The organism is Sphingomonas sp. SUN019, from assembly GCF_024758705.1.
Taxonomy (GTDB): Bacteria; Pseudomonadota; Alphaproteobacteria; order Sphingomonadales; family Sphingomonadaceae; genus Sphingomonas.
Window position 1 is genome coordinate 1426313 of sequence record NZ_CP096971.1, and the last position, 21535, is coordinate 1447847.

Genomic DNA, 21535 nt, shown 5'->3' on the forward strand with positions numbered 1-21535 from the left:
TGGGACTGGTGGTTTCACGACGCTATCAGGCTGCCGTCATCCGTTCCCGGAATCGACGTGCGGCCTTTTTGCGTCGCTTTATGCGCCCGTGATATTTGACGAGGGCTGATAGCTACATGGCGACCAAGGCGATCGACAGCACCGCAGGGCGGCGCGCTGAAAGCGGCACCGCAAAGCGGCGCATCCGCAAAGTGTTCGGCAACATCCACGAAGTGGTGCAGATGCCGAACCTGATCGAGGTTCAGCGCGAATCCTACGAACAGTTCCTGCGCTCCGATCAGTCGATCGGCTATGTCTCGGGCCTCGAAAAGACGCTGCGCAGCGTGTTCCCGATCCGCGATTTCGCCGGCACCGCCGAGCTCGATTTCGTCAATTACGAGCTGGAACCGCCGAAGTTCGACGTCGAGGAATGCCGTCAGCGCGGCATCACCTACGCCGCCCCGATGCGCGTTACGCTGCGCCTGATCGTGTTCGAGGTGGATCCCGATACGGAAACCCGCTCGGTGCTCGATATCAAGGAGCAGGACGTGTACATGGGCGACATGCCGCTCATGACCGAGAACGGCACGTTCTTCATCAACGGCACCGAACGCGTCATCGTTTCGCAGATGCACCGCTCGCCTGGCGTCCTGTTCGACCATGACCGCGGCAAGACGCACGCGTCGGGCAAGTTCCTGTTCGCGGCGCGCGTGATCCCGTATCGCGGTTCGTGGCTCGATTTCGAGTTCGACGCGAAGGACATCGTCAACGTCCGCATCGACCGCAAGCGCAAGCTGCCGGTGACGGCGCTGCTGTTCGCGCTCGGCCTGACCGGCGAGCAGATCCTGAACGAATTCTACAACCGCGTGACCTATGTGCGCGGCCAGGGCGGCTGGGAAATCCCCTTCGCGGCGGAGAATTGGCGCGCCCAGAAGCCGCTGTTCGACATCGTCGATGCCAAGTCGGGCGAAGTGATCTTCCCGGCTGGTCAGAAGATTTCCCCGCGCGCCGCGAACAAGGCGGCGAAGGACGGCCTGACCGACCTGCTGATTCCGACCGAAGAGATCTTCGGCCGCTACAGCGCGTACGATCTGATCAACGAAAAGACCGGCCAGATCTATGTCGAGGCGGGTGACGAAATCACCGCCGAGAACCTGGAACTGCTCGACAAGGCGGGGATCGAGCGGATCGAACTGCTCGACATCGATCACGTGTCGACCGGTCCGTGGATTCGCAACACGCTGAAGGCGGACAAGGCCGAGGAGCGCGAACAGGCGCTCAGCGACATCTACCGCGTCATGCGCCCCGGCGAACCCCCGACGCTGGAAACCGCGGAATCGCTGTTCGCGGGCCTGTTCTTCGATCCCGATCGCTACGACCTGTCGGCAGTGGGTCGCGTGAAGCTCAACATGCGCCTCGACCTCGACGCCGAGGACACCGTCACGACGCTGCGCACCGAGGATCTGCTGGCGGTCATCAAGACGCTGGTCGGCCTGAAGGACGGCAAGGGCGAGATCGACGATATCGACAACCTCGGCAATCGTCGTGTGCGGTCGGTCGGCGAGCTGCTGGAGAACCAGTATCGCGTCGGGCTGTTGCGCATGGAGCGTGCGGTCAAGGAGCGCATGTCGTCGGTCGACGTGTCGACCGTGATGCCGAACGACCTGATCAACGCGAAGCCAGCTGTCGCCGCGGTGCGTGAATTCTTCGGCTCGTCGCAGCTGTCGCAGTTCATGGATCAGACCAACCCGCTCTCCGAAGTGACGCACAAGCGTCGCGTGTCGGCGCTTGGACCGGGTGGTCTGACGCGCGAACGCGCGGGCTTCGAAGTCCGCGACGTCCATCCGACGCACTACGGCCGCATCTGCCCGATCGAGACGCCGGAAGGCCCTAACATCGGCCTGATCAACTCGCTCGCCAGCTTCAGCCGCGTCAACAAATACGGTTTCATCGAGACGCCGTACCGCAAGGTCGTCGACCACAAGGTCACCGACGACGTGGTGTATCTGTCGGCGATGGAGGAGGCCAAGCACACGATCGCGCAGGCCAACGCCGAGCTAGACGCCGACAACGGCTTCACCGAAGAACTGGTGTCGTCGCGTCAGGCGGGCGATTTCCTGATGGCGCTGCCCGACAACATCACGCTGATGGACGTCAGCCCCAAGCAGCTCGTCTCGGTCGCGGCGTCGCTCATTCCGTTCCTGGAAAACGATGACGCCAACCGCGCGCTGATGGGATCGAACATGCAGCGTCAGGCCGTGCCGCTGGTGCGCGCCGAGGCGCCGTTCGTCGGCACCGGCATGGAAGAAACCGTCGCACGCGATTCGGGTGCGGCGATTGGCGCGAAGCGCGCGGGCATCGTCGATCAGGTCGACGCGGCGCGTATCGTGATCCGGGCGACCGGCGAAGTCGACGCCGGCAAGTCGGGCGTCGACATCTACACGCTGATGAAGTTCCAGCGCTCGAACCAGTCGACCTGCATCAACCAGCGTCCGCTGGTGAAGGTCGGCGACGTCGTGGAAGTGGGCGACGTGATCGCCGACGGTCCTTCGACCGAGTTCGGCGAGCTGGCGCTGGGGCGCAATGCGCTCGTCGCGTTCATGCCGTGGAACGGGTATAACTACGAGGATTCGATCCTCATCAGCGAGCGGATCGTGAAGGACGACGTGTTTACGTCGATCCACATCGACGAGTTCGAGGTGATGGCCCGCGACACGAAGCTCGGGCCGGAGGACATCACCCGCGACATCCCGAACGTCGGCGAGGAAGCGCTGCGCAACCTCGACGAAGCGGGCATCGTCTACATCGGCGCCGAAGTGGAGCCGGGCGACATCCTGGCCGGCAAGATCACCCCCAAGGGTGAATCGCCAATGACGCCGGAGGAAAAGCTGCTCCGCGCCATCTTCGGCGAAAAGGCGTCGGACGTGCGCGACACGTCGCTGCGTCTGCCGCCGGGCGTGTCGGGAACGGTCGTCGACGTGCGCGTCTTCAACCGTCACGGCATCGACAAAGACGAGCGCGCGATGGCGATCGAGCGCGAGGAGATCGAGCGGCTGAAGAAGGATTCGGACGACGAGCGTTCGATCCTGAACCGCGCGACCTGGAGCCGCCTGCGCGAAATGCTCCTCGGCCAGACCGCTACCGCGGTGCCGAAGAACGGCCCGAAGAAGGGCGCGGTCATCGATTCCGAGATGCTCGAAAGCGTCGACCGCCACGAATGGTGGAAGTTCGCGGTCGCCGACGACGCCATGCAGTCGAACCTGGAAGCGGTGAAGCAGCAATATGACGACGCCGCCAAGCTGATCACGGACAAGTTCCACGATCGGCGCGAGAAGCTGGAGCGCGGCGACGAGCTGCCGCCGGGCGTGCTGAAGATGGTCAAGGTCTTCGTCGCGGTGAAGCGCAAGCTGCAGCCGGGCGACAAGATGGCCGGCCGTCACGGCAACAAGGGCGTCATCAGCCGCATCCTGCCGGCCGAGGACATGCCGTTCCTGGCCGACGGAACGCCGGTCGATCTGGTGCTGAACCCGCTGGGCGTGCCGAGCCGCATGAACGTCGGGCAGATCTTCGAAACCCACCTCGGCTGGGCCGCGCGCGAACTGGGGCACCAGGTCGGGCGCGCGCTGGAGGAGTGGCGCGACGCCAATCCGGACGCCAAGGCGGGCGCGATGCCCGAGGCGGTGAAGGCGCGGCTGCACGAAATCTACGGCGACCATTACGCCGCGGATATCGATGCGCGCGATGGTCAGGAGATCATCGAGCTGGCCAAGAACCTGTCGCCGGGCATCCCGATGGGCACGCCGGTGTTCGACGGCGCGCACGAAGCCGACGTGTCCGACATGCTGGCGCTGGCGGGGCTCGACACGTCGGGTCAGTCGGACCTGTACGACGGGCGCACCGGGGACAAGTTCGACCGTCAGGTGACCGTCGGCATCATCTACATGCTGAAGCTGCACCATCTGGTCGACGACAAGATCCACGCGCGTTCGATCGGGCCGTACTCGCTCGTCACCCAGCAGCCGCTGGGCGGCAAGGCGCAGTTCGGCGGACAGCGCTTCGGCGAGATGGAGGTCTGGGCACTCCAGGCCTACGGCGCGGCGTATACCTTGCAGGAAATGCTGACGGTGAAGTCCGACGACGTGGTCGGCCGCACCAAGGTCTATGAGGCGATCGTCAAGGGCGACGACACGTTCGAGGCCGGCATTCCGGAGAGCTTCAACGTGCTCGTCAAGGAAATGCGCTCGCTGGGCCTGAACGTGGAACTGAAGACCGCCGAACTGGGCTTCGATTCCGACGGCGTACAGATCGCGGCGCAATAAGGGTGATCGGCCTCTGCCTCCCGAAGGCAGAGGCCTCTCCTGCCCCGGCTAATAAATTTCCCTCTTCCGAGGATTTGAAATGAACGAACTGACCAACTTCGCCAATCCGGTGGCCAAGCCGGAGACCTTCGACCAGATCCAGATCGGCATCGCGTCCCCGGACAAGATCCGGTCGTGGTCGTTCGGCGAGATCAAAAAGCCCGAAACCATCAACTATCGCACGTTCAAGCCCGAGCGTGACGGCCTGTTCTGCGCGCGCATCTTCGGTCCGATCAAGGATTACGAATGCCTGTGCGGCAAGTACAAGCGCATGAAGTACAAGGGCATCGTCTGCGAGAAGTGCGGCGTCGAGGTCACCGTCTCGAAGGTCCGCCGTGAGCGGATGGGCCATATCGAGCTGGCCGCTCCGGTCGCGCACATCTGGTTCCTGAAGTCGCTGCCGAGCCGCATCGGCCTGCTGCTCGACATGCAGCTGAAGCAGCTCGAGCGCGTGCTGTATTTCGAGGCGTATATCGTGATCGAGCCGGGCCTGACCCCGCTCGAAAAGTATCAGCTGATGACCGAGGACGAGCTCCTCGAGGCGCAGGACGAATATGGCGAGGACGCGTTCTCGGCTGGAATCGGCGCTGAAGCGGTGCGCATCATGCTCGAATCGCTCGACCTTGAGGGCGAGCGAAAGGATCTGCTGGAAGAGCTGGCGGTCACCAAGTCCGAACTGAAGCCCAAGAAGATCATCAAGCGGCTGAAGGTCGTCGAAAGCTTCATCGACTCCGGCAACCGCCCGGAGTGGATGATCCTGGAAGTCGTGCCGGTCATCCCGCCCGAGCTGCGCCCGCTGGTGCCGCTGGACGGCGGCCGCTTCGCGACGTCGGATCTGAACGATCTGTATCGCCGCGTCATCAACCGCAACAACCGCCTGAAGCGGCTGATGGAGCTGCGCGCGCCGGACATCATCGTCCGCAACGAAAAGCGCATGTTGCAGGAGGCGGTCGACGCGCTGTTCGACAACGGCCGTCGCGGTCGCACGATCACCGGCGCCAACAAGCGTCCGCTGAAGTCGCTGTCCGATATGCTGAAAGGCAAGCAGGGCCGCTTCCGCCAGAATCTGCTCGGCAAGCGCGTCGATTATTCGGGCCGTTCGGTCATCGTGACCGGTCCGGAACTGAAGCTGCACCAGTGCGGCCTGCCGAAGAAGATGGCGCTCGAGCTGTTCAAGCCGTTCATCTACGCGCGCCTCGACGCCAAGGGCCTCAGCATGACGCTGAAGCAGGCGAAGAAGTGGGTCGAGAAGGAGCGCAAGGAAGTCTGGGACATCCTGGACGAGGTGATCCGCGAGCATCCCGTGATGCTGAACCGCGCACCGACTCTCCACCGTCTCGGCATCCAGGCGTTCGAGCCGGTCCTGATCGAGGGCAAGGCGATCCAGCTTCACCCGCTCGTCTGCTCGGCGTTCAACGCCGACTTCGACGGCGATCAGATGGCCGTCCACGTTCCGCTGTCGCTCGAAGCGCAGCTGGAAGCGCGCGTGCTGATGATGTCGACCAACAACATCCTGTCGCCCGCCAACGGCAAGCCGATCATTGTGCCGTCGCAGGACATGGTGCTGGGCCTGTATTATCTGTCGATGCTGAAGGAAGGCGAACCCGGCGAGGGGATGCTGATTTCCGACATGTCGGAGGTGCATCAGGCGCTGAACGCGGGTGCGGTGACGCTGCACACAAAGATCATCAGCCGCGTGCCGCAGACCGACGAAGCCGGTAAGCAGTATATGAAGCGTTTCGAGACGACGCCGGGCCGTATGCTGCTAGGCGAATGCCTGCCGCAGTCCAGCAAGGTGCCGTTCGACACCGTCAACCGCCTGCTGACGAAGAAGGACGTCGGCGACGTGATCGACGAGGTCTATCGTCACACCGGGCAGAAGGAGACCGTGCTGTTCGCCGATGCGATCATGGCGCTGGGCTTCCGGCACGCGTTCAAGGCCGGCATCTCGTTCGGCAAGGACGACATGATCATTCCGGGCGACAAGGTCGCGCTGGTCGACGACACGCGCAACACGGTCAAGGACTTCGAACAGCAGTATCAGGACGGCCTGATCACGCACCAGGAGAAGTACAACAAGGTCATCGACGCCTGGTCGAGCTGCGGCGACAAGGTCGCCAATTCGATGATGAACGAGATCAAGGCGGTCAAGAAATACGAGGACGGCCCGAACAAGGGTCGCGAGAAGCCGATCAACTCGATCTACATGATGGCGCACTCCGGTGCGCGTGGCTCGCAGGCGCAAATCAAGCAGCTTGCGGGTATGCGCGGGCTGATGGCCAAGCCGTCGGGCGAGATCATCGAGACGCCGATCATCTCGAACTTCAAGGAAGGCCTGACCGTCCTTGAATATTTCAACTCCACCCACGGCGCGCGCAAGGGCCTCGCGGATACGGCGTTGAAGACCGCCAACTCGGGCTACCTCACCCGCCGCCTCGTCGACGTGTCGCAGGATTGCGTCATCATCGAGGAGGATTGCGGCACCGAACGCGCGCTGGAGATGAAGGCGATCGTCCAGGGCGGCACCGTCATCGCTTCGCTCGGCGAACGTATCCTCGGTCGCACGACCGCGGAGGACGTGGTCGATCCGAAGACCAACGCGGTCCTCATCCCGTCGGGGACGCTCCTCGACGAGCCGATGGTCGTGCAGATCGAAGCGACCGGCGTGCAGGGGATGAAGATCCGTTCGCCGCTGGTGTGCGAAAGCAAGATCGGCGTGTGCGGCAAATGCTACGGGCGTGACCTCGCCCGCGGTACGCCGGTGAACATCGGCGAGGCGGTCGGCGTGATCGCGGCGCAGTCGATCGGCGAGCCGGGTACGCAGCTGACGATGCGGACGTTCCACATCGGCGGCGCGGCGCAGCTGAACGAACAGTCCAATCTGGAGGCGCATGCCGACGGCACGGTCGAGTTCCGCGACCTGCGCGTGATCGAGGACCAGCGCGGCCGTCGCGTCGTGCTGTCCCGTTCGGGCGAGATGGTCATCCGCGACATGGACGGCCGCGAACTGTCGGTCGATCGTATCCCTTACGGTGCGTACGTCCTGTTCGATGATGGCCACATCGTCACCAAGGGCGACCGGATGGCCGAATGGGATCCGTTCACCATGCCGGTCATCACCGAAACCGGCGGCACGGTGAAGTATCAGGATCTGATCGAGGGCAAGACGCTCACCGAAGTCACCGACGAAGCCACCGGCATCGCCCAGCGCGTGGTGATCGAATATCGCGCGACGACCAAGTCGAAGGAGGATCTGCGTCCGCGCATCACCCTGCTCGACGAGGGTTCGGGCGAAACCGCGCGCTACATGCTCGCATCGGGCGCGGTGCTCTCGGTCGAGGACAACAGCACGGTCCAGGCCGGCGACGTCGTCGCCCGCGTGGCGCGTGAATCGGCCAAGACCCGCGATATCACGGGCGGTCTGCCGCGCGTCGCGGAGCTGTTCGAGGCGCGCAAGCCGAAGGAGAATGCGATCATCGCAAAGGTCTCCGGCCGGGTCGTGTTCGGAAAGGATTACAAGGCCAAGCGCAAGATCGGGATTCAGCCCGAGGACGGCGGCGAGGTCGTGGAATATCTGGTCCCGAAGTCGAAGGTGATCGACGTTCAGGAAGGCGACTACGTCAAGCGCGGCGACAATCTGATCGGCGGTTCGCCCGATCCGCACGACATTCTGGAAGTCATGGGGATCGAGCCGCTGGCCGAATATCTCGTGTCGGAAATCCAGGAAGTCTATCGTCTGCAGGGCGTGAAGATCAACGACAAGCACATCGAGACGATCGTTCGTCAGATGCTGCAAAAGGTCGAGATCATCGAAAGCGGCGACACGACGTTGCTGGTGGGCGAACAGCTCGACCGCAACGAGATGGACGAAGTGAACGCCAAGCTCGGCAAGAAAGAGACGCCTGCACAGGGCAAGCCGATCCTGCTGGGCATCACCAAGGCGTCGCTGCAGACCCGCAGTTTCATCTCGGCGGCATCGTTCCAGGAAACCACCCGCGTCCTCACCGAGGCGGCGGTCCAGGGCAAGCAGGACACGCTGATGGGCCTGAAGGAGAACGTGATCGTCGGCCGCCTGATCCCGGCGGGCACCGGCGCGGGTCTGAACCGCCTGCGCGTGGCGGCATCGTCACGCGACGCGGCTCTCCGCGTCCAGCAGCGCAAGTTGCAGGAGGCGATGCTCGCCGCCTCGGTCGCGACCGCCAACAGCGCGGCCGAAGAACGCGAAGCGGAAGCCGCTCGGTCGGTCCGTGACGAACAAGGCACCGGCGACGACCCGCTGGCCACCGTCGTCCCCTCGGGCGACGGCAGCGACGAAGCCGCGGGCGAGTATCTGATCAAGGAGTGATCCTTGCGTTAGTGCAGGCCTGAGATGACAAAGCCCCGCCGGAGCGATCCGGCGGGGCTTTTTCTAATTGCTCCCCAGCACGGGAGGGCCTTTACCTAAAGCAGTTTATCAAGACACGTTCTAGCGTCATCCCGCTGGCCGACCACTTCTTGCCTCCAAATCAGTTAAGCCGTTGTAAGCTACGCTTTGCAAACCAGATTTGACGCTTGGCACAACAGATTCCCATTGCGCATGAATGATTCGGAACTTCTTGAAACGACGAACTGCCTCTGCGCTCGGGAATTGCGTTTCGGACACCGACCAATCTAGACCGTACTTTTCATCATCAACAAAGAGAGTTCGCTCTTTAACTGCTAGGCCATACCATGTCGCAGAATTTAGCCATTCATCAAGTACCGACTTCCAATGGGCGTGTATATTTTCCCATTGCTGCCACTTAGAATCATCGTAGATTTCACCCGTCTTAAGTTGGTCATAAAGATCTGCCGCGTCCTGCACGATAGCAGTTTCCAAGTCAGTCAGGCGCTCTCGCGTGCCGATCGCATGGAAAGAACCAAGGCGACGCTCGCGTTCATCTTTTTGAAGCCGTTCTATCCGATCTAAATCTTTACGGTTTGTAGCTCCATCTACACGGACTTGCTCGACTTTTTCCGTCAAATCGATTGACTCGTTGGCTTTGCGCTCAATCACAATAATATCCGCGCGTACCTCCCTAAACTCGATTTGCACTGCCGCTTTGAGCCCATCTAGTGCGTCATTAAATCGAGCCTCCACCGCACTCATTCGCTGGTAGTCATCGATCACGGCGCGGACCAAGCGTGCGAGTTCGTTCACGCGGGCGATAAGATGCGCTTCATCGTACCGTCCACTAGTCGCCTCTGCTTGACCGGGCGCGGCCATCTGAATCGGTCGAAGAAGCCTAAAACCGTAAGCTCCGATCGCTAGAGCGAGTGCGAACACGAACGTCGCGGTAAAGGCGCCCGCGATGCCAATCACAATTGCTTGGGGCCACGTTAGTGCGCCCAGCCATTGGGGGGTTAATTTGCCCAGCAACGCAAACGCGGCCGTCAAGAGACCGACCCATCCGCTAAGCGATTGCACCGTCTTATTGTGAAGGAGTGCGAGCATCCCTTCCCACTACCAATAGCAGCATATGTCGGACAGGCTTAAGTATCGATCTTCGTCCTCAGATCCATCGCAAACAGAATAGGCGCACCATGCCGCAAGGGCGGCAACGAAGTTACGAGCAATCTTTCCCTACCCCGTCGCCCCCGCCTCCACCGTCTCGCTGATGTGGTGCTTCGGCTCGTCCGATAGGGTCCGCACCAACGTCTCGAAGCGCCCGCCGTCCACCCGAATCTCGTTGAACGCCGGCGGCGAGTGCCGAATGCGCTTGGACAAGGTGCCCGCGCCGATCAGCCGCACGGTCCACCCCGTCCGCGTGATCGCGATGTCGAAGGGGTCGTGGACGTGGCCTGAGAGGATTGCGTGCGCACCCGCATCGGCAAGGGCGGCCAGCGCCTCGTCGCCGTTTTTCGTCTTCGCCGTGCCCTTCGCGCCGCCGTCGATCAGCGGATGATGCCCCGCGACGAAGATCAGATTGTCCTTCGGCGCATCGGCGATCAGGTCGAGCGCGCGTTGCAGCGCCTTTGGGCTGACCTTTCCCTTGGACCAGTTCCAACGCCACTGCGCGCGCGCGGTGGTCTTCAGCGGGATGATCGAAACGCCCGGCAGGTCGAGCGGCTGTTCGATCATCCGTTCGGCCGCGCCATAGCGTTTGTAGGGGCTGAGAAAGCGCCGCAGCGGATCCCAGTAGTAGGGAATGTCGTGATTGCCGACCTCGATCGTGACCGGCACCTTCAGCGCGCGGAGCCATTTGCCCCCCGCGTCGAATTCGTGCGCCCGCGCGCGCATCGTCAGGTCGCCGGTCATGATGACGGCGTCAGGACGTTCCTTCGCGACGAGATCGGCGAACCACGCGATTGCGGCGGGGTCTTCGGCGCCGAAATGCACATCGCTGACATGGAAGAGTTTCATCGGCACACCAACGCGCCAGCCCCGATATGGTCCATGCGCGCGCCTTTACGGAAAAAATTGGTCGGGGCGACAGGATTCGAACCTGCGACCCCCACACCCCCAGTGTGATGCGCTACCAGGCTGCGCTACGCCCCGACCGGCGGAACGCGACGCCATTGGCCTCACGTCCCGAGGGAGGCGCGTTACGCGCCCTGCGCCCGCGACGCAAGCCCGACTAGCCGCCGATCAGGTTGCGCCAGAATTGCCCGTCCCACGCATCGACCTTCGACGATTCGACCGTAAACTCGCGCAATCGACGTCCGAACGCCTTCTGATGATCGGCTTGGCCGTGCGCCGCCAGCGCCTCGGCCGAGGTCCACCGCTCGGCGACACGCACCAGATCGGGGTCGGTCGCGTCGAAGGAAAAGGTATATTCCTCGCACCCCTCCTCCTGCGCCACCGCCGCCATATGCTCGGTCAGGATTGGACGCGCACGCTCCCCCTCGCCCTTGGCCAGCTTCACGTGCCCCATCACCAGAATCGTCATGCGTCTTCCTCTCCACTAACACACCCGGCTTAGCCGCGCGCCGCGTGTTGCGCCAACCCCGCATGGATGGTAGCGGCGCACGCTTCACACGGACGTCTCTCCGGCGTCCGTGCCCCTATCGTTGCAAGGTGTCGCATCGTGATTTCCCCAGCTTACGCGCAGGCCGCGGGTGGCGCCGCCGCCCAGTCGAGCGGACTTTCGTCGTTCCTCAGCCTCGCGCCGCTCTTCCTCGTCTTCGTGGTCTTCTACTTCCTGATGATCCGCCCGCAGCAACGCCGCATGAAGGCGCTGCAGGCGTCGGTCGCGGCGGTGAAGAAGGGCGACAGCGTCGTCACCGCGGGCGGCCTGCTCGGCAAGGTGACCAAGGTCGAGGACAAGTTCGTCGAGGTCGAGATCGCGCCGAATACCCGCGTGAAGGTCGTGAAGATGACGCTGTCCGAGATCACGCCGCTCGGTTCCAAACCGGCGAACGACTGAGATGCTCGACTTCCCGCGCTGGAAGGTCGTCTGGATCTGGGGATTTCTCGCGGTGCTGGTGGCGCTCGCGATCCCCAGCCTGCTGCCCGCCCGGCTGACCGACAATCTCGGCTTCAAGGTGCCGCGGATCAATCTGGGGCTCGATCTGGCGGGCGGCAGCTACCTGCTGCTCGAGGCCGAGACCGACGATGTCGCCGCGAGCCGGATCGAGGCGATGCGCGAACAGGTTTCGACCGAGATGCGCCGCCAGAATCCGCGGATCGAGATCGGCGACATTTCCACGCGTGGTGGCCGCCTGTCGTTCCTGCTGCGTGATCCGTCACAGGTCGATGCTGCGCGCGAACGCCTGTTGTCGATCACCGGCACCGGCGCCGGCATGACGGGGCAGCGCCAATGGGACATTGCGGTGGTCGACACCAGCCGCTTCGTCCTGACCCCGACCAGCGCGGGGATCACGCAGGCGATCGACACCGCGATGGGCGACGCGACCGAAGTCGTCCGCCGCCGCATCGACGAACTCGGCACGCGCGAACCGACGATCGTGCGGCAGGGCACCGACCGCATCGTCGTGCAGGTGCCCGGCCTCCAGAACCCGCAGGCGCTGAAGGACTTGCTCGGCAAGACCGCGAAGCTCGAATTCAAGCTGGTCGACGAGACCGCGACGACGGAGCAGTTGACCAGCAACCGTCCCCCGATCGGCAGTCAGATACTGCCCTATCCGGGTAATCCGTCGGGCGTGCCGTTCATCGCGGTCAAGCGATCAACGATCATCTCGGGCGACCAGCTGACCGATGCGCGGCAGGAATTCGACCAACAGACGAACGAGCCGCAGGTCGCGATCACCTTCGACAGCCAGGGCGGCAGGCGTTTCGCGCGTGTGACGCAGGAGAATACGAACAAGCCGTTCGCGATCATCCTCGACAACAGCGTCATTTCCGCCCCCAACATCAACGAACCGATCCTGGGCGGACGCGCGTCGATCAGCGGCAGCTTCACGACGCAAAGCGCGAACGAACTCGCCATCGCGCTCCGCTCGGGCAAGCTGCCGATCGCATTGAAGGTGGTGGAGGAATCGACCGTCGGCCCCGATCTGGGTGCCGACTCGATCCGCGCGGGCATCCTCGCCTCGTCGGTCGCGGTCGCGTTGGTCGTCGCGTTCATGCTCGTCACCTACGGGCGGTTCGGCATCTATGCGAACCTCGCGGTCGTCATCAACGTCTTCGTCATTCTGGGCGTATTGTCGCTGATCAACGGGACGCTGACGTTGCCGGGGATCGCGGGGTTCATCCTGACGATCGGCACCGCGGTCGACTGCAACGTGCTGATCAACGAACGCATCCGCGAAGAACATCGCCGTGGGCGCAGCATCGTCCAGTCGGTCGAACTGGGCTACAAGGAAGCGAGCCGGACGATCTTCGAGGCGAACGTGACGCACGCGATTTCGGGCATCATCATGTTCCTGCTGGGCTCCGGCCCGGTAAAGGGGTTCGCTGTCGTCCTGCTGATCGGCATCGCGACCAGCGTGTTCACCGCGGTGACCTTCACCCGGATGCTCGTCGCGGGCTGGCTGCGCCGCGCCAAGCCCAAGACGATCAATATCTGAGGCGAGCGGAACCATGAAACTCCTGAAACTCGTCCCCGACGACACCAACATCGATTTCGTCCGGCTGCGTGGCTGGGCGTTCGGCCTGACCCTGCTGCTGACCGTCCTCGCGGTCGGCCTGACGGTGTACAAGGGCCTGAACTTCGGCGTCGATTTCGAAGGCGGGCTGATGATCGAGGAACGCTTCGCCACGCCCCCCGATCTCGACCGCGTGCGCGCCGTCGTCGATTCGCAGGGCGTGGGCGAGGCTGCGCTGCAGCAGTTCGGCGTCGCCAACCAGGTCACGATCCGCCTGCCCGTCCAGTCGGGCGGCGACGAGGGCGCGACCAACGCCGCGGTGAAGAAGGTCGAAACCGCGCTCAACCGCGAATTCCCCGGCGCGACGTTCCTCCGCTACTCGACCGTGTCGGGCAAGGTATCGGGCGAGCTGATCCGCAACGGCATCCTCGCCGTCGTCCTGGCCGTGCTCGGCATCGGCCTGTTCGCGATCTTCCGCTTCGAATGGCAGTTCGGCGTGTCGACGATTGTCGCCATCGTCCACGATCTGTTGATGACGCTCGGTTTCTTCGCGCTGACGCAGTTCGAATTCGACCTCAACATCGTCGCCGCGGTGCTGACCATCATCGGCTATTCGATCAACGACAAGATCGTCATCGACGACCGTATCCGCGAGAACATGCGCCGTTACCGCAAGATGGAGATGCGCGAGATCATCAACCTGTCGGTGAACGAGACGCTGCCGCGCACCGTGATGACCTCGGTCACGATCCTGCTCGCGCTGCTGGCGCTGCTGTTCCTCGGCGGGCACGTCCTGCGCGGCTTCACCGCGGCGATGACGCTGGGCATCGTCGTTGGCACCTATTCATCGATCTACGTCTCGTCCTCGCTGCTGATCACGCTCGGCCTGCGCGCGCAGCCCGAGGGAGCGAAAGCCAGCGGGATCGCAGGTGCCGAACGCGTCGGGCCGCGTACCGAGCGCTGATCCGATGCGGATGGATCGCGCGGGACGTACCGACGGCCCGATCATCGCCGCGATCGGGCCGAACGGTTTCCGCATCGACGACGGTTACTACCCCGCGCTGCTGATGACCCCGACGCGCGCGGATTCGTGGATCCCGCCGCCGCTGGAGGCGCTGACGATCGACGACTTGGAGCCGTTGCTCGGCTCAAGCCCTGAGTTCATCCTGCTCGGCACCGGCGCGACCCTAGCCCGCCCGCCCCGCGCTCTGGTGAGGGCGCTGGAGGCGAAGAACATCGGCATCGATCCGATGGACAGCCGCGCCGCCGCCCGCGCCTGGGCCGTCCTGCGCGGTGAAGGCCGGATGGTGGCGGCGGCGCTGTATCCGCTGCTATAAATCCTCCCCTGCAAGGGGAGGTGGCAGGCGCAGCCTGACGGAGGGGTGACACGCTATCGAGAGGGCGATACCCCTCCGGCGCTGCGCGCCACCTCCCCTTGCAGGGGAGGATTTAGATGGGTTCCCCGCATCTCAACCAACCCCTTCAAATGCGCATACAACGCCGTCGTATTCGCCTCCCATGTAAACCGCTCGGCACCGGCCCGAACCGCCCCCTGCCCCGGCGGATCGGCCAGCACCTCCGCAATCCCGGCCGCAACAGCCGCCGCCTCCCGCGCCACGATCCGCCCGGCATCCCGCCCGGTCACCACCTCGCGCGCCCCGCCCGCATCGGAAATCACCACCGGCGTCCCGCACGCCAGCGCCTCGACCCACGCATTCGCCAGCCCCTCGGACGAAGAAGCCAGCGCCATCACGTCCGCCCCGCCGATCAACGCGGGCAGTTCCCCATGCGGCACCGCCCCCAGCAACCGCACCCGCTCCGCCAGTCCCAGCCGCGCGATCCGCGCCTCCAGCGCCTCCCGCTCAGCCCCCTCGCCCGCGATCAGCAAGGTCACGCCGGGCAGCCCCGCCACGGCATCGATCACCAGATCATGCCCCTTGCGCGGGATCAGCGCGCCGACCGACACGACCAGCGGCCCCGTCACCCCGAGCGCCGCCTTCGCCGCGACCCGATCGACCGGCGCGAACCGATCGAGATCGACCCCGGTATGATGCGCCAGCACCTTCTCCGCCGGGATGCCGAGCGCCGCCATGTCGTCGCGCATCGCCGCGCTCACCGCCAGCAATCCGTCCGCCGCCATCCCCGCGCCACGCACCTGCCCCGCAGTCGCCGCCGCGCGCGCCCAATGATGGATATCCGCCCCGCGCGCCTTGATCGACACCGGTACGCCCAGTTCCTGCCCCAACGCCACCGCCGCTGGCCCATCGGGAAAGAAGAACGACGCGTCGATCACATCGACCGGCGTCGCGGTCAGGATCGGCCGCACCGCGCGCGCCAGCGCCGCCGCATGAAACCGCCCCCCCGTCCCCGGCACCGACAGAAACCGCGGACGATGCACGTCCAGGCCCTTCCACGTCTCGCGCGCCGGTAACCCCGCCAGCCCGTGATAATGCGCATGGCGGGACAGCGGCCGCGGCGGCAGCCCGACCGGCGCGACGACGGTCAGCGCGACATCGGGATGCGCCGCCAGCCCCAATGTCTGCCGCTCGACGAACACCCCGAAATTGGGCCGCGTCACATCGGGGAACAGGGTCGACAAGGTCAGCACACGCAGCATATCCGCTCGCGCTATAACGCGCGTTCGTTAAGACCGTACGGATGGCACAGCACAACTACACCGCGCGCATTGAATGGACCGGCAATCGCGGAACCGGGACCAGCGCCTACCGCGCCTACGACCGCACATGGACGATCGCGACACCCGGCAAACCGCCGATCCATTGCTCGAACGATCCGCTGCTCGGCGGCGATCCGGCGCTGCCCAACCCCGAAGACCTGCTGCTGTCCTCGCTCTCCGCCTGCCACATGCTGTGGTATCTGCACCTCGCCAGCGAAGCCGGGATCGCGGTCCAATCCTACCGCGACGATCCCGTCGGCGTCGGGGAAACCACCCCCGACGGCGCCGGCCGCTTCCTCCGCGCAACGCTCAAACCCCACATCGTCATGCCCGCCGGCACCGACCTGACCACAGCCGACGCGATCCACGACCGCATCCACGCCGTCTGCTTCATCGCGCGATCGGTGAATTTCCCAGTCGACTATGCGGCGACGTATGAGGAAAACTAAATCCGCGTGCGCACCTAACCCGTTCGCCCTGAGCGAAGTCGAAGGGCATGGGACTCATGTGCTTCGACTTCGCTCAGCACGAACGGAGGTGGTGCTCCTAAATCCGCGTATCACCCGGATACGCGAACAACAGATCGCTGCCCGCGTCGGCCTCCAGCGTCTCGGTCCCGTCGATCAGCACGCATTGCCCGGCGATCCAGCCGATCCCGCCGATCGTGCCCGCGCCCTTCACCGGCACCAGCCAGCCGTCGACGCCCTCGGGCAGCACCACGTCACGCGTGCCGCCGCCCCAGCGCTCCAGCACGAATTTCGGCCCTTCCACCAAAATCGTACGGCCTTCGCTCACTTCGCCCGGCATCGGCGGGGCGACCCACGGCTCCAGGTCCGCCACCGCGACGCCGTCGTCCAGATGCAGTTCGCGCGGGCGGCCGTAATCGTACAGCCGGTACGTCGTGTCCGAATTCTGCTGCACCTCGATCACGGTCAGCCCCGCGCCGATCGCATGGATCACGCCCGAATGCGAATAATAGAATTCACCCGCCTTCACGCTTTTCCAGTCGAGCTTGTCCTCGATCGACCCGTCCAGCGCCGATTCGCGCAATTCGTCCGCGGTCATCGTCACCTTGGGACCGATCGCGATCGTCGAATCGGGTTCTGCGTCCAGGATCAGCCAGCATTCGTCCTTGCCGCGCGGCAGCCCGCGTTTCTGCGCCTCGGCATCCGACGGATGATCCTGCACCGACAGTTTTTCGCTGGTGAACAGGTATTTGATGAGCAAATCGGGATCGCGCACGCCCTTCGGCGCCTCGAACCACACTTCGCCGATCGGCTCGGCATCGGGCGCAGGATCGGGGAAGCCGGGATACAGCGTATGCCGGCCCCACGGCTTTTCGACGCGTTTCGTGGTCAGCAAGGTGGCGGTCATGGCGGTGCGTGTCCGATGCGAGGAAGCGAGCAGACGAAACGCTGTCCGCACGCGTCGGTTGCGGTTGCGAAGGCCATTGTTACGATATGCGCGTCTGCGCTAAGAGCGCCTTCGATGCGTACCACCATGTTCCGCCCGCTCGCGATCTCGCTGATCGCCGCCCTCGCGCTCCCGATCGCGGGTTGCGCCCGCAATTCGGCCAAGGGCGACCTGCCCTATGTCGCGCGCGACGTGGGTACGCTCTACACCGCGGCGAAGGAACGGCTCGACAAGGGTCAGTACAAGCAGGCGGCGGCATTGTTCGACGAGGTCGAGCGCCAGCATCCCTATTCGGTCTGGGCGCGCCGCGCGCAGCTGATGGGCGCGTTCAGTTACTACCTCAACCGCGATTACACCGAATCGATCCAGTCGGCGCAGCGCTTCCTGTCGGTCCATCCCGGCAACCGCGACGCGCCTTATGCTTATTACCTCATCGCGCTCAGTTATTACGAACAGATCAGCGACGTGACCCGCGATCAGAAGATCACGACGCAGGCGCAGGATGCGCTGGGCGAACTGGTCCGCCGCTATCCCAATTCACGCTACGCCGCCGATGCGCGGCTGAAGACAGACCTGGTGCGCGATCATCTGGCGGGCAAGGAGATGGAGGTTGGGCGTTTCTACGGCCGCCGCGGCCAGTGGCTCGCCGCGACGCTGCGCTACCGCAAGGTCATCGACAATTACCAGACGACGACGCACACGCCCGAGGCGCTGATGCGGCTGACCGAGACGTACCTCGCATTGGGCGTGCGGCCCGAGGCGGAAAAGGCAGCGGCGGTGCTCGGCGCGAACTATCCCGAAACCGACTGGTACGAACGCGCGTACAAACTGATGCGCGAATATCCGGTGACGGCGATCGCCCCGCTGCCGCCGGGCCAGCCTGTGATCCCGGTCGGCACCCGCCCCGCAACCTCGATCCCCGGCACCACCGACACGCCCACCCCCGCCGCCGATGCGCCGGGCGCGCCGACGCCCGCGACGACCAGCGGCGGCGCTGGCGGCACGAACACGGGCACGACCCCCAGACCCACGACCCCGACCGGCACGCCACCGGGTTCGCCCAACGGCTAGGGTACACCCAACGGAACAAAACGTGTCGCTCGTTCCGAAAATCGGCTAGGCGAACGCGATGCTGACCGCGCTGGCCATTCGCGACGTCGTCCTGATCGAGGCGCTGGACCTCGATTTCCACGCCGGTCTGGGCGTGCTGACGGGCGAAACCGGCGCGGGAAAATCGATCCTGCTCGATGCGCTTGGCCTGGCGCTCGGCGCGCGCGGCGACAGCGGACTGGTGCGGCACGGTGCGACGCAGGCAGCTGTAACCGCCAGCTTCGACCTGCCCGACGCCTCCCCCGCATGGGCGTTGCTGGAGGAAAACGGGCTGGAGCGCGAACCCGGCGAGCCGCTGATGATCCGGCGGCTGGTGAAGGCCGACGGCGGCAGCCGCGGGTTCGTCAACGATCAGCCCGCCTCCGCCGCGCTGCTCCGCGAATTGGGCCGCCATTTGGTGGAGATCCACGGCCAGCATGACGACCGCGGATTGCTCGCGCCCGCCGGCCATCGCGCGTTGCTCGACGCGTTCGGGCGGATCGACACCAGCGCGACCACGACGGCATGGACCGCGTTCCGCGCTGCGGAGGGCGCTTTGGCCACGGCGCGCGCGGAAATCGACACCGCCGCGCGCGACCGCGAATGGCTCGAACACGCGGTCGCCGAGCTCGGCAAGCTCGCCCCCGAACCCGGCGAAGAGGAAACGCTCGCCGACCGCCGCCGCCTGATGCAGCGATCCGAAAAGATCGCCGATGATCTGCGCGCGGTGGAGGCGCATCTGGAGGGGTCGGACGGGGCGCTGTCGCATTTGCGGCAGGCGGCGCGCATCCTCGATCGGATCGGGCCGGATCATGCGGCGCTCGCCGATGCGCTCGCCGCGGTCGACCGCGCGGTGATCGAGGGCGCGGTGGCGGAGGAGCGGTTGATCGAGGCGCGCCACGCGCTCGCCTTCGATCCCAACGCGCTCGACGACGACGAGACGCGGCTGTTCGAGCTGCGCGCGATGGCGCGCAAACACCGCGTCCAGCCCGACGATCTGGCGGACCTGGCGGCCGACCTGCGCGGCAAGCTCGAACGGCTCGACGCGGGCGAGGAAGGCATCGCCGCGCTGGAGGCGAAGGTCGCTGCGACGCGCGCTGCTTATACCAAGGCCGCCACTACATTAACCGAGGCGCGCACCGCCGCCGCCGCACGGCTCGACGCCGCGGTGGCGGGCGAACTGAAGCCGCTGAAGCTGGATGCCGCACGTTTCCGCACCGCCATCGCGCCGACATCGGAGGACGGCTGGGGCGCATCCGGCCGCGACCGCGTGGAATTCGAAATCTCGACCAACCCCGGCGCGCCGTTCGCGCCGCTGACGAAGATCGCCAGCGGCGGCGAATTGTCGCGCTTCATCCTCGCGCTGAAGGTCGCGCTGGCCGAACAGGGCGGGGCGGCGACGATGATCTTCGACGAGATCGACCGCGGCGTCGGCGGCGCGGTCGCCTCCGCGATCGGCGAACGCCTCGCGCGGCTGGCGACCCGCGCGCAGTTGCTGGTCGTCACGCACAGCCCGCAGGTCGCCGCGCGAGGGAGCGCGCATCTGCTGATCGCCAAGAGCCACGACGGCATCGTCACCCGCACCGGCGTCCGTTCGCTGGGCGTGGCCGAACGCCGCGAAGAGATCGCGCGGATGCTGTCGGGCGCGTCGATCACCGACGAAGCCCGCGCGCAGGCCAACCGCCTGCTGGAGACCGTCTGATGAGCGGGCACGCGCACACCCACGCGCACGGGCATGACCACGGCCACGCGCACGGCCATTCCCACGCCCCTGCACGCTGGGACCGCGCCTTCGCGATCGGCATCGCGCTGAACCTTGCCTATGTGCTGGTCGAGGGCGGCGCGGGGCTGTGGATCGGGTCGGTCGCGCTGCTGGCCGATGCGGGGCATAATTTGTCCGACGTGCTCGGCTTAGCGGTCGCATGGGGCGGCGCGACGCTGGCGCGCAAGCGCCCGTCGAAGCGCTTTACCTACGGCCTGAAAAGCTCGACGATCCTCGCCGCGCTCGCCAATGCGTTGCTGTTGCTGGTCGCGCTCGGCGCGATCGTGCTCGAATCGGTGCAGCGCTTCTGGCAGCCCGCCGCCATCCCCGGCCTGACCGTCTCCGCCATCGCCGCGATCGGCATCCTGGTGAACACCGCCACCGCGCTGATGTTCGCGCGCGGGCGCAAGGGCGACGTCAACATCCGCGGCGCATACCTACACATGGCCGCCGACGCAGCGGTGTCGGCGGGGGTCGTCGTCGCAGGCATCGCGATCTGGGCGACCGGCGCGGGCTGGATCGACCCCGTCGTCAGCCTGGTCATCGCCGCACTGATCTTCTGGCAGACCTGGGGCCTGCTCCGCGAAACGACCGAAATGGCGCTCAACGCCGTCCCGCGCGGGATCGATTACGACGCGGTGCTGGCGGCGCTGGGGGAGCTTCCGGGCGTCGCCCGCGTCCACCACCTCCACATCTGGCCAATGTCCACCACCGAACCCGTCCTGACCGCCCACCTCCTGATGCCCGCCGGCCATCCCGGCGACGCGTTTCTGAACGAAGCACAGGCAATGCTCCACGCCCGCTTCGCGATCGGCCACGCGACGTTGCAGGTGGAGACGGATGGGGCGGGGTGTGGGGTTGGAGCGGGCTGAGGGACTATGGCCGATGTTGGTGGAAAACGGACCGGCAGCTATCGGGAGAATTAGGCAATCAGCGCCACACGGCTCGGCCTTTTCCGTAACCGGGGTGACGCGCCTCGAACTCATCCATGAAGGCTAAGCGAGCTTGATCCAGCATCTGACAAGCGTCCGGTGAGTAGCCGTAGTCGCCAGCATCGGCGAGCATGTCGTAAAGCCCTAGCATGAATACCTGATAGCGCTCGGCGGGGTCCTTGATGTGCCCCATTTCGTCTGTTTCACGTCCGAAGCCGTCGTAGGTTTGTGACACCACAATTGCCCTTTAACGCGCGTCCAGTCGGCATAGTGCGTCCCGCAGGCTACGGCGGTCAACGGCAAGTTTCAGGAGTGCGCC

Annotated in this window: 16 protein-coding genes and 1 tRNA gene; 10 read left to right on the forward strand and 7 right to left on the reverse strand. The window is 65.0% G+C overall.

Going from position 1 to position 21535, the window contains the following annotated elements; genetic code table 11:
- The first annotated feature begins 116 nt into the window (after positions 1–116).
- Both rpoB and rpoC read left to right on the forward strand, forming a co-directional pair.
- The gene (rpoB, locus tag M0208_RS06960) at positions 117–4298 is read left to right on the forward strand and encodes a DNA-directed RNA polymerase subunit beta (RefSeq protein WP_258890996.1); all 4182 of its coding nucleotides are present in this window, start codon (positions 117–119) and stop codon (positions 4296–4298) included.
- 79 nt (positions 4299–4377) lie between these two features.
- Positions 4378–8682, forward strand: a complete 4305-nt coding sequence (gene rpoC / locus M0208_RS06965) for a DNA-directed RNA polymerase subunit beta' (RefSeq protein WP_258890997.1) — start codon at positions 4378–4380, stop codon at positions 8680–8682.
- Between the two features lie 126 nt (positions 8683–8808).
- Here rpoC and M0208_RS06970 read toward each other — a convergent pair whose 3' ends face one another.
- The 4 genes from M0208_RS06970 to M0208_RS06985 all read right to left on the reverse strand — a co-directional run bounded on the left by M0208_RS06970 (position 8809) and on the right by M0208_RS06985 (position 11245).
- Positions 8809–9753, reverse strand: a complete 945-nt coding sequence (locus M0208_RS06970; protein ID WP_258890998.1) for a hypothetical protein — start codon at positions 9751–9753, stop codon at positions 8809–8811.
- A gap of 186 nt (positions 9754–9939) precedes the next feature.
- Positions 9940–10719: a metallophosphoesterase gene (locus M0208_RS06975; protein ID WP_258890999.1), complete on the reverse strand. Its 780-nt coding sequence runs from the start codon at positions 10717–10719 to the stop codon at positions 9940–9942.
- Between the two features lie 58 nt (positions 10720–10777).
- Positions 10778–10854: transfer RNA gene (locus M0208_RS06980), tRNA-Pro, on the reverse strand.
- 79 nt (positions 10855–10933) lie between these two features.
- Positions 10934–11245 (reverse strand): putative quinol monooxygenase, encoded by a 312-nt coding sequence (locus M0208_RS06985; protein ID WP_258891000.1) that lies wholly within the window; start codon positions 11243–11245, stop codon positions 10934–10936.
- A 135-nt stretch (positions 11246–11380) separates the two neighbouring features.
- Here M0208_RS06985 and yajC point away from each other — a divergent pair, with 135 nt between their 5' ends.
- From yajC to M0208_RS07005, 4 genes are read left to right on the forward strand one after another with little or no spacing between them, the layout of a single operon-like run.
- Complete coding sequence (gene yajC / locus M0208_RS06990) at positions 11381–11722, forward strand: preprotein translocase subunit YajC (RefSeq protein ID WP_258893184.1); 342 nt, start codon at positions 11381–11383, stop codon at positions 11720–11722.
- A 1-nt stretch (position 11723) separates the two neighbouring features.
- Entirely contained in the window at positions 11724–13325 is a 1602-nt protein-coding gene (gene secD, locus M0208_RS06995) for a protein translocase subunit SecD (RefSeq protein ID WP_258891001.1), read from the forward strand.
- 13 nt (positions 13326–13338) lie between these two features.
- Positions 13339–14307 carry a protein translocase subunit SecF gene (gene secF, locus M0208_RS07000; RefSeq protein WP_258891002.1) on the forward strand — a complete coding sequence of 323 codons (969 nt, stop codon included), beginning with the start codon at positions 13339–13341 and terminating at the stop codon, positions 14305–14307.
- 4 nt (positions 14308–14311) lie between these two features.
- Entirely contained in the window at positions 14312–14680 is a 369-nt protein-coding gene (locus tag M0208_RS07005) for an Mth938-like domain-containing protein (RefSeq protein ID WP_258891003.1), read from the forward strand.
- A 53-nt stretch (positions 14681–14733) separates the two neighbouring features.
- Here M0208_RS07005 and M0208_RS07010 read toward each other — a convergent pair whose 3' ends face one another.
- Positions 14734–15960 (reverse strand): glycosyltransferase, encoded by a 1227-nt coding sequence (locus tag M0208_RS07010; protein ID WP_258891004.1) that lies wholly within the window; start codon positions 15958–15960, stop codon positions 14734–14736.
- 41 nt (positions 15961–16001) lie between these two features.
- Between M0208_RS07010 and M0208_RS07015 the strand changes: the two genes are divergently transcribed.
- Entirely contained in the window at positions 16002–16469 is a 468-nt protein-coding gene (locus M0208_RS07015) for an OsmC family protein (RefSeq protein ID WP_258891005.1), read from the forward strand.
- A 97-nt stretch (positions 16470–16566) separates the two neighbouring features.
- On the opposite strand, the gene M0208_RS07020 is transcribed toward M0208_RS07015, so the two are convergent.
- Positions 16567–17394 (reverse strand): class I mannose-6-phosphate isomerase, encoded by an 828-nt coding sequence (locus M0208_RS07020; protein ID WP_258891006.1) that lies wholly within the window; start codon positions 17392–17394, stop codon positions 16567–16569.
- 114 nt (positions 17395–17508) lie between these two features.
- Between M0208_RS07020 and M0208_RS07025 the strand changes: the two genes are divergently transcribed.
- From M0208_RS07025 to M0208_RS07035, 3 genes are read left to right on the forward strand one after another with little or no spacing between them, the layout of a single operon-like run.
- Positions 17509–18504 (forward strand): outer membrane protein assembly factor BamD, encoded by a 996-nt coding sequence (locus tag M0208_RS07025; protein ID WP_258891007.1) that lies wholly within the window; start codon positions 17509–17511, stop codon positions 18502–18504.
- A 58-nt stretch (positions 18505–18562) separates the two neighbouring features.
- Entirely contained in the window at positions 18563–20224 is a 1662-nt protein-coding gene (gene recN, locus M0208_RS07030) for a DNA repair protein RecN (protein ID WP_258891008.1), read from the forward strand.
- A complete protein-coding gene (locus M0208_RS07035; protein ID WP_258891009.1) occupies positions 20224–21156 on the forward strand; it encodes a cation diffusion facilitator family transporter in 933 nt (310 codons plus the stop codon). The genes recN and M0208_RS07035 overlap by 1 nt, the downstream gene beginning before the upstream one ends.
- A 58-nt stretch (positions 21157–21214) precedes the next feature.
- Here M0208_RS07035 and M0208_RS07040 read toward each other — a convergent pair whose 3' ends face one another.
- Positions 21215–21451 (reverse strand): hypothetical protein, encoded by a 237-nt coding sequence (locus M0208_RS07040; RefSeq protein WP_258891010.1) that lies wholly within the window; start codon positions 21449–21451, stop codon positions 21215–21217.
- Between the last annotated feature and the right edge of the window lie 84 nt (positions 21452–21535).